The organism is Streptomyces sp. NPDC004838, from assembly GCF_053600955.1.
In genome coordinates this window covers 108,176-116,239 of record NZ_JBSGAW010000029.1, presented here as the reverse complement: position 1 = coordinate 116,239, position 8,064 = coordinate 108,176, and the positions used below count along the sequence as shown (strand labels likewise).

Here is an 8,064-nt window from a genome sequence, read left to right as displayed (position 1 = left end):
GAAGGCTCCTGAGCCGTGATACGTGGACGGTGTCGGAATCTCGTTCGTGGAGTACCTCGACCAGGCCGCTCTGGGGTCCCGCGCGGCCTGCCGGTGCCCGGCAGGGACACGGCCGATCGGATCGGAGAACGCGTCTCCGGGAGGCCGCGAGCGCCTCGGTCAGTTGGTTACGTAGGCCGCGAGGTGCTCGCCGGTCAGGGTGGAGCGGGCGGCGGCGAGGTCGGCGGGTGTGCCCTCGAAGACGACCCGGCCGCCGTCGTGGCCGGCTCCGGGGCCGAGGTCGATGATCCAGTCGGCGTGAGCCATCACCGCCTGGTGGTGCTCGACGACGATGACCGACGTGCCGGAGTCGACGAGCCGGTCGAGCAGGCCGAGCAGTTGCCCGACGTCGGCGAGGTGGAGACCGGTGGTCGGCTCGTCGAGGATGTACACGCCGCCGTCGGTGGCCATACGGGAGGCCAGCTTGAGCCGCTGCCGCTCGCCGCCGGAGAGTGTGGGCAGCGGCTGGCCGAGGGTGAGGTACCCGAGGCCGACGTCGGCGAGCCGGCCGAGGATGCGGTGCGCGGCCGGTGTACGTGCCTCCCCGGCGGCGAAGAACTCCTCCGCCTCGGTCACCGGCATCGCGAGCACCTCGCTGATGTCGAGCCCGCCGAGGCGGTGGTCGAGTACCGATGCCTGGAACCGCTTCCCCTCGCACTCCTCGCAGGGGATGGCGACCCCGGCCATCATCGCGAGGTCGGTGTAGATGACGCCGGCGCCGTTGCAGGCGGGGCAGGCGCCCTCGGAGTTGGCGCTGAACAGCGCCGGCTTCACGCCGTTGGCCTTCGCGAACGCCTTGCGGATCGGGTCGAGCAGTCCGGTGTACGTCGCCGGGTTGCTCCGCCGGGATCCGCGGATGGGGCTCTGGTCGATCGACACCACATCCCCGCCCGCGGGGATCGATCCGTGCACGAGCGAGCTCTTGCCGGACCCGGCGACGCCGGTGACGACGGTCAGTACTCCCAGCGGGATGTCGACGTCGACATCGCGCAGGTTGTGCGTCGTCGCGCCGCGGATCTCCAGCGTGCCCGTGGGCTTGCGCACCGTCTTCTTGAGGGCGGCCCGGTCGTCGAAATGACGGCCGGTGACGGTGCCGCCGGCACGTAGCCCCTCTACGGTGCCCTCGAAGCAGACGGCGCCGCCCGCTGTACCGGCGCCCGGACCGAGGTCGACGACGTGGTCGGCGATCGCGATCGTCTCCGGCTTGTGCTCCACCACGAGCACCGTGTTGCCCTTGTCCCGCAGCCGCAGCAGCAGGCCGTTCATCCGCTGGATGTCATGGGGGTGCAGACCGATGGTGGGCTCGTCGAAGACGTAGGTGACATCGGTGAGCGAGGAGCCCAGATGGCGGATCATCTTGACGCGCTGTGCCTCACCGCCCGACAGCGTGCCCGACGGCCGCTCCAGCGAGAGGTAGCCGAGGCCGATCTCCACGAACGAGTCGAGTGTGTGCCGCAGCGCGGCGAGCAGCGGCGCGACGGACGGCTCGTCGACGCCGCCGACCCATTCGGCCAGGTCGCTGATCTGCATCGCGCAGGCGTCGGCGATGCTGATCCCCATGATCTTCGACGACCGGGCCGCCTCGTTGAGCCGCGTGCCGTCGCACTCGGGGCACGCGGTGAACGTGACCGCCCGCTCCACGAACGCCCGGATGTGCGGCTGCATCGCCTCCTTGTCCTTGGACAGGAACGACTTCTGGATCTTGGGGATCAGTCCCTCGTAGGTGAGGTTGACGCCCTCGACCTTCACTTTGGTCGGCTCCCGGTGGAGGAAATCCCGCATCTCCTGCTCGGTGAACTCGCGGATCGGCTTGTCCGGATCGAGGAAGCCGGACTCGGCGTAGGTCCGCACGGTCCACCAGCTGTCCGACTTCCAGCCGGGGATGGTGAACGCGCCCTCGGCGATCGACTTGGAGTCGTCGTAGAGCTGGGTGAGGTCGATGTCGGAGACCGTGCCCCGGCCTTCGCAGCCCGGACACATCCCACCGGTACGGGTGAAGGTCTGCTTCACCGTCTTCCCGGCGCCGCGCTCGACGGTGATCGCGCCGCTCGCCCTGACCGAGGCGACGTTGAAGGCGTACGCGCCGGGCGAGCCGATGTGCGGCTGTCCGAGCCGGCTGAAGAGGATGCGCAGCATCGCGTTGGCGTCGGTGGCGGTGCCGACCGTGGAGCGGGGGTCGGAGCCCATCCGCTGCTGGTCGACGATGATCACGGTCGTCAGCCCTTCGAGGACGTCGACCTCGGGCCGCGCCAGTGTCGGCATGAAGCCCTGCACGAAGGCGCTGTAGGTTTCGTTGATCAGCCGCTGCGACTCCGCGGCGATCGTGTCGAACACCAGCGAACTCTTGCCCGAGCCGGAGACGCCGGTGAAAACCGTCAGCCGGCGCTTCGGGATCTCGATGCTGACGTCCTTGAGGTTGTTCTCGCTCGCGCCGTGCACACGGATCAGATCGTGGCTGTCGGCAGCGTGCGGAACGGGCGACTGTGTGTCCGCCTTCGGGGCCATGCTCATCGTGTCTCCATCTGTCGGGCAGGCCGCGTTCGCGGTCGCTGTCGGCGTCGCCCGGCTCTCGTATGACCGGTTTCGAGCGATATATTCGGTTTCCTCATTATCGGCGCGGTCGCGGCAACGGTTCCCTGTCTACCCGATCAGCGGTACCGGCCGGGGGAGGCGATGCCCGTTCCGGGTCGCGCTCGGCGCGGGATTCAGGGCATCCACTGCGCTTCGGGCCGGGGCCGGGCCGCCTCCGGCCCCGGCCGCGCGGAGCCTCCGGCCGCGCCGAGCGCTCCGTCGCCGCCGCGCCGAGCGCCCCGGCGGTTTCGGTGGGTCGGGAACAGGTGTGCGCATGCGTGGACACCGCCGACGGACTCGTGCCCGAGCTTCGGTCCGCCCCCGTGCGCGCATGGGCGACCGCCGAGACGTCAGGTGAGCGCTTCCACGCGACGGATTCTTCGCCGGGCGGCCGCGTGAGAAGCCGTCGGTCAGACAGACCTGGGCGGCGATGGAGACACCGTCCTGTCGCAGGGTGATCCCGGTGCCGGTCTACAGCTGAGGCAGCGGGAGCAGCTGCACCACGGGAAGCAGCTGGGCGGCGAGCAACTGCTGGGCCGGTCCCGCCAGCAGACCGACGACGAACGCGGCCGCCAGGCATATCTGCCAGTTGGCGGTCGAGGGCAGATGCTGCCGGAGATTCACCAGGAGTATCACCGCTGCGATGATCAGCGGCGGGCCGACCACGACCACCCAGGGCGGCAGCCCGCCCAGCGTCACTTGCGCCTCCGTCGATCGCGCGAGGGCGATCGCGCACGCCGACACGGCCAGGCTGAAGTCGATGAGATACGGCACCGCGGGCGGGACCGTCGTGTTGTCCAGATACCCGCGGAATCCATAGCAGGAGAGGATCACGACCACCGACAGGACGGTGAAGCCGACGCCCAGCAGGCCCTGGACCGACGGTGTCCCGGTGGTGGCCAGATAGACGGCCGTGAGCACGGAACCGAGCAGGGTGAACAGCAGCGCCAGGCCGGAGAACGCCAGTACCAGCGGCAGCACCGCCGACTGCCGAAAGGTGGGCTGATTCGCCGACACTTTCACCATCACCATGATGTAGCCGCACGTCGCCATCATCGTCACACCGGCGAACAGCAGAGCGTTCTCGGCGTTGCCATCGGTGAGCCGCAGGACGCCCACCGAGACGGCGACGGCCAGCGCCATCCCCACGACGAAGCCGAGGAGGATCTGGAACGGTTCCAGCAATGTACGGGCGGGCACCCTGGCGAGCAGGCCGAACATGATCCAGAACCCGCAGAGCAGGACCATCTGCGTCACGATCGCCAGCGGAATGACCTGGGTCAACCACTCCTTCCCCAGCGACTTCAGCGCATCGGGCAGAGGTTTGGACTGGTCCTGCCCGTACAGGCCGTACGCGATGGCCAGCAGGGCGAACGAGACGAAGGTGGCGAGTTTCCCCGAGTCGCGCCAGAACTTGTTCTCGATCTGTGTCCGGGAGAACGCGACCACGGCGCGTCCGGTTCGGGTGACGGTACGCACAGCGCTGATGGCCAACTGGATCGCGATGACGGCGGCGAAGGCGAGGAGGATGATGCGCACGGTGTCGGTGCTGACGTGAACGCCACTCTGCCCAAGTAAGTCGGTAATTGCGTTGATAATTTCATTGAATTGACTCACGGGCGCACAATAGGGGCGCTTGGCTCGCCCCGTCCGCCGACTCCTCGGAGTTGTTGCGGGATTGTCGCGAGGCGGCGGCACGGGGCGACCCGCGGACCCCGTCGGCCGGGGTCGGCGGCACGGCGGAGTGCGTGTGCCGCACTGTTGTTCCCCACCCCACCCCACCCCACCCCAGGCCCTCGGAGACCGCCACACGTGGGGAAAGTCAGTCCGCCGACGGCGCGATGCGCACCCGTCGACGCAGGGTCGGCATCCCGCCCGGCGCTGCCGCGGCACCCGAGTCCGGGCGCTGCGGCACACGGGAGCAGGCGCGCCGTTGGGACGAGCACCGCGTCGGCCCCGCCGCTCCCTCCACCGCGGAGAAGGAGATTCAGTACGGTTGTCACGAACCGGCGTTGCGCGGGGCGTATCTCGTTACCGTGATGGTGTGACAGGGGACTCTTCTCTGAGGTCGCGGCGTCGGACGATCCGCAATCTCTTACTCATCGGCGCTGCAGTGGTGTTCGTCGGCCTGGCCGTGTGGATGGTGACCGGTGACGCGGGCGCGAACGACGTACGTGCCAGTGTGGCGGGCCTGTTCCTGGGCCTGATGTCGTTGGTGTTGGCCATGGCCGACTTCCTCCGACAGGACGTTCCCCGGCCGGATCCGGCCGCGCTGGCGGACGACCTCGCCGGGATTCTGACGGAGCAGTTGACGGAGGAGGCGAGGGCCCGTCGGCTGCGTGACCCGCGGGTGCTGCCGCTGGCGTGGGCGGCGACGGCCCGCAATGTCGCCGCGAGCCCGGCCTCCGTCGCCCCGGGGGCACCGGGCCGGGTCGTGGGTGTCCGCCTGGACGGACGGCTCGACGGCAGGTTCGAGGACGTCATCCTCCGTCTGGCCAACAGTTACGGGCGACTCCCGACCGGGCGGCTGGTGGTCCTGGGCGAGCCGGGAGCGGGCAAGACGGTCCTCGCCCTGCTGCTCACCCTGGGCCTGCTCACCACACGTGAGGCCGGTGGCCCCGTCCCGGTGATGCTGCCCGTCTCCTCCTGGGATCCGGTCAGAGAGCCCCTCGACCGCTGGATCGTGCGGACGGTGGCGGCCACGCAGTACAGCGGCCGACCCGAGATCCCCCAACGGCTGCTGGCGCAAGGGCTGCTGCTGCCCATCCTGGACGGCCTCGACGAGATCCCCGAATCGGCGCGCCGGCCCGCCGTGCGGGCCATCAACGAGGCCATCGGCCAGGAGCGCCCGATCGTGGTCACCTGCCGGGCCGCGGAGTTCGAGGACCTGATCCGCGGCGGAGCCCCACGTCTGCGCCGGGCACCGGTGGTCGAGGTCTCCCCGGTGCCCGCCGAAGACCTCATCGCCTACCTGCGGGACCTCGACTGGCCCGACGGCGTCACCTGGGAGCCTGCCCTGGAACACATCCGGGCGGCACCCGACGGCCCGGTCGCCGCAGCGCTGTCCACACCGCTGATGGTCTCCTCGGCCAGACTGGTCTACCAGCACGGCGGTGACCCCGCGGAACTCCTCGACACCACGGTGTTCGACTGTCGGCACGCGGTGGAGGACCATCTCATCAACCAGTTGGTCGACGCCGCATACGCGTCCGACCCGACGCGGACGGGTGGAGGACGGTGGGACGCGGCGCGTGCGCGGCACTGGCTCGCCTTCCTGGCTCGATACCTACACGACCACCGGGAACGCGACCTGGCGTGGTGGCGGATGAGCCAGCGGCTGATGCCCTCATGGGCCGCACCGGGGTTCGCTCTCAGTCTGGGAGTGGTCCTGATGATCGCGCTCTCGGTGTCGCTCGCACTCGCCGATCCCTACTTGCGGGAGAGTTCCGAACTGCCGGGCATGCTGATGTCCACCGCCTTCGCGGGCGTCGGCGTAGCGATCCTGGTCCTGATCGTCTGGTACGCCTCGGTGGGCCGGCCGCCCGGACGCCTCTCCCTGTCGAGGCACGGCTCCGCGCCCAGACTGCGGAGGGGGTTCAGAACCGGGGTGGGCCTGACCCTGATCTGCGGGGCGCCGATGCTGATCGGCATCGTCACGATACCCGTGATAGTGCCGTGGTCCTTCCAGTTCATCGTGCTGTACTGCCAGGCGCTCGCGCTGTTCACCGCGGTAGCGGTGGTGGTCGGACTCGCCCAGTCGGCCCACAGCTTGCTCGACGCCCCTCCGACGGGCGCCGTCCAGACCAGCCCCCTGCGCTCCCTCGCCCAGGACCGCCGATCCTCCCTCTTCGGAGCACTGGCAGGGGGCGTGACCGTCGGCCTCACCGGACTCGCGAGCTGGACGATCGCGTCCTTCACGGGAAGCCTCATCGGCCAGGCCCTCACCGGCTGGCCCGGCTGGCCCGGGAGATTCGATCTGCCCGTTCTCGCGGAGCACCACTGGGACAGCTTCTTCGGCGTCTTCAACCACAACATCGTGTCCCTGCTCGGGCTGGCAGTCCTCCTCCCCGCCCTGGTCTTCTCCCTTCTCGTGCTGCTCACCCGGGCCTGGCCCCGATTCGTCGTGCTCCGGCTGATCCTGGCGGTCCGAGGCCGCCTGCCGTGGCGGCTGATGCGATTCCTGGCCGACGCCCGGGAACGGGAACTCCTGCGCCAGTCGGGTGGGGTGTACCAGTTCCGGCATATCCGCCTCCAGGAGGCACTCGCCGCCAAACCCTCAGCTCCCCCGCCGTCAGGAGACCGTGTCACGCCGGGTTTCGGGCGCTCTCCCGCCTCTCGGCGCCTGGTCTTGTCCGCGGGGGCGGCCGCTTCCCTCACGGTGGTCGCAGTGGTCGCCAAGTCACTGCCCAGGAACACCGCCCGGGCCGCCTTGAGCGACCACACCACCCCCGTAATGGACCTGGCCTTCCAGCACCGCGGCCTCCTGCTCGCCAGCGCCGGTCGGGACGCCACCGTGCGGCTGTGGGACACGCACTCCCGCCGGGCGATCGGCACCATCAGACCGTCATCGGTCCCCGCCGACGAGTTCGCGTACAACACGCTGGCTTTCCATGGCGGCGACCGCATTCTCGCCATCGGCACCAGGGACGGCACCGTGGAACTGTGGGACGTCTTTGCCGAGCGTCTTGTCAAGTCATTCTCGAAAACTCCGGAACTGGGAGGCGTCGTGGCGCTGGCCTTCCACCCGAGGGGCCACACTCTCGCAATCGGGCACAGCGGTTGGGCGGAGAGCACTGAACCGGACAGTGCGGGCGCGGCAGCCACGGGAATGATCACGCTGTGGCAGTGGGAAGCGGACACCCACAAGGTCTTACCCGCGGTCGCCGAAGACGCTGAAGAGTACGGGAACGAGATCAGAGGTATGGCTTTCAGCCCCGCCGACGACCACAGCCTTGTCATCGGCGGCAGCGAGTACACCCGGATATGGGACGGCAAGGAAATGCGTAGACTCAGCCTGCCGGACCCACCCGCCGGAGACGCTTCCTGGGGCTACAGCCCATTCAACAAGGGCCTCACGGCCTTCAACCCGAACGGCGGCCTTCTCGCCCTCGCTCCTGATGGCCTCCTCGCGCTGCGGGCCACCGATACCGGCACATGGGCCACGCTCCCACCCGTCCCCGTCCATCAATTGGCGTTCAGCCCGAACGGTTGGACCCTGGCCTTGGCGGGTGGCGACGACAGCACCGCCGTCCGGTTGTGGAACACCACGACCCGCCGGACATTCCACACGTTCACCGGTCACACCGAGGGCATCAACGCGCTGGCGTTCAGCCCATCCGGCCGGCTGCTCGCCAGCGCCGGCGACGACCACACGGTACGGCTGTGGGACACATCCACGACATGACCGGGAATCCGGGCCGGGCTTGCCTCTTCCCGCCTTCGTTCCTCCCGTAG

Annotated in this window: 3 protein-coding genes; 1 reads left to right on the top strand and 2 read right to left on the bottom strand. The window is 69.3% G+C overall.

Going from position 1 to position 8,064, the window contains the following annotated elements:
* Positions 1 to 159: 159 nt before the first annotated feature.
* Positions 160 to 2,550 (bottom strand): ATP-binding cassette domain-containing protein, encoded by a 2,391-nt coding sequence (locus ACWEFL_RS28595; RefSeq protein ID WP_451717722.1) that lies wholly within the window; start codon positions 2,548 to 2,550, stop codon positions 160 to 162.
* A 531-nt stretch (positions 2,551 to 3,081) separates the two neighbouring features.
* Positions 3,082 to 4,149 (bottom strand): hypothetical protein, encoded by a 1,068-nt coding sequence (locus ACWEFL_RS28590; protein ID WP_451717719.1) that lies wholly within the window; start codon positions 4,147 to 4,149, stop codon positions 3,082 to 3,084.
* 574 nt (positions 4,150 to 4,723) lie between these two features.
* Between ACWEFL_RS28590 and ACWEFL_RS28585 the strand changes: the two genes are divergently transcribed.
* Positions 4,724 to 8,014: an NACHT domain-containing protein gene (locus ACWEFL_RS28585; RefSeq protein WP_451717717.1), complete on the top strand. Its 3,291-nt coding sequence runs from the start codon at positions 4,724 to 4,726 to the stop codon at positions 8,012 to 8,014.
* Positions 8,015 to 8,064: the final 50 nt, after the last annotated feature.

Bases quoted from the DNA above. Each gene is read 5' to 3' on its own strand.
- ACWEFL_RS28595 (WP_451717722.1), bottom strand. From the start codon at position 2,550: ATGAGCATGGCCCCGAAGGCGGACACACAGTCGCCCGTTCCGCACGCT.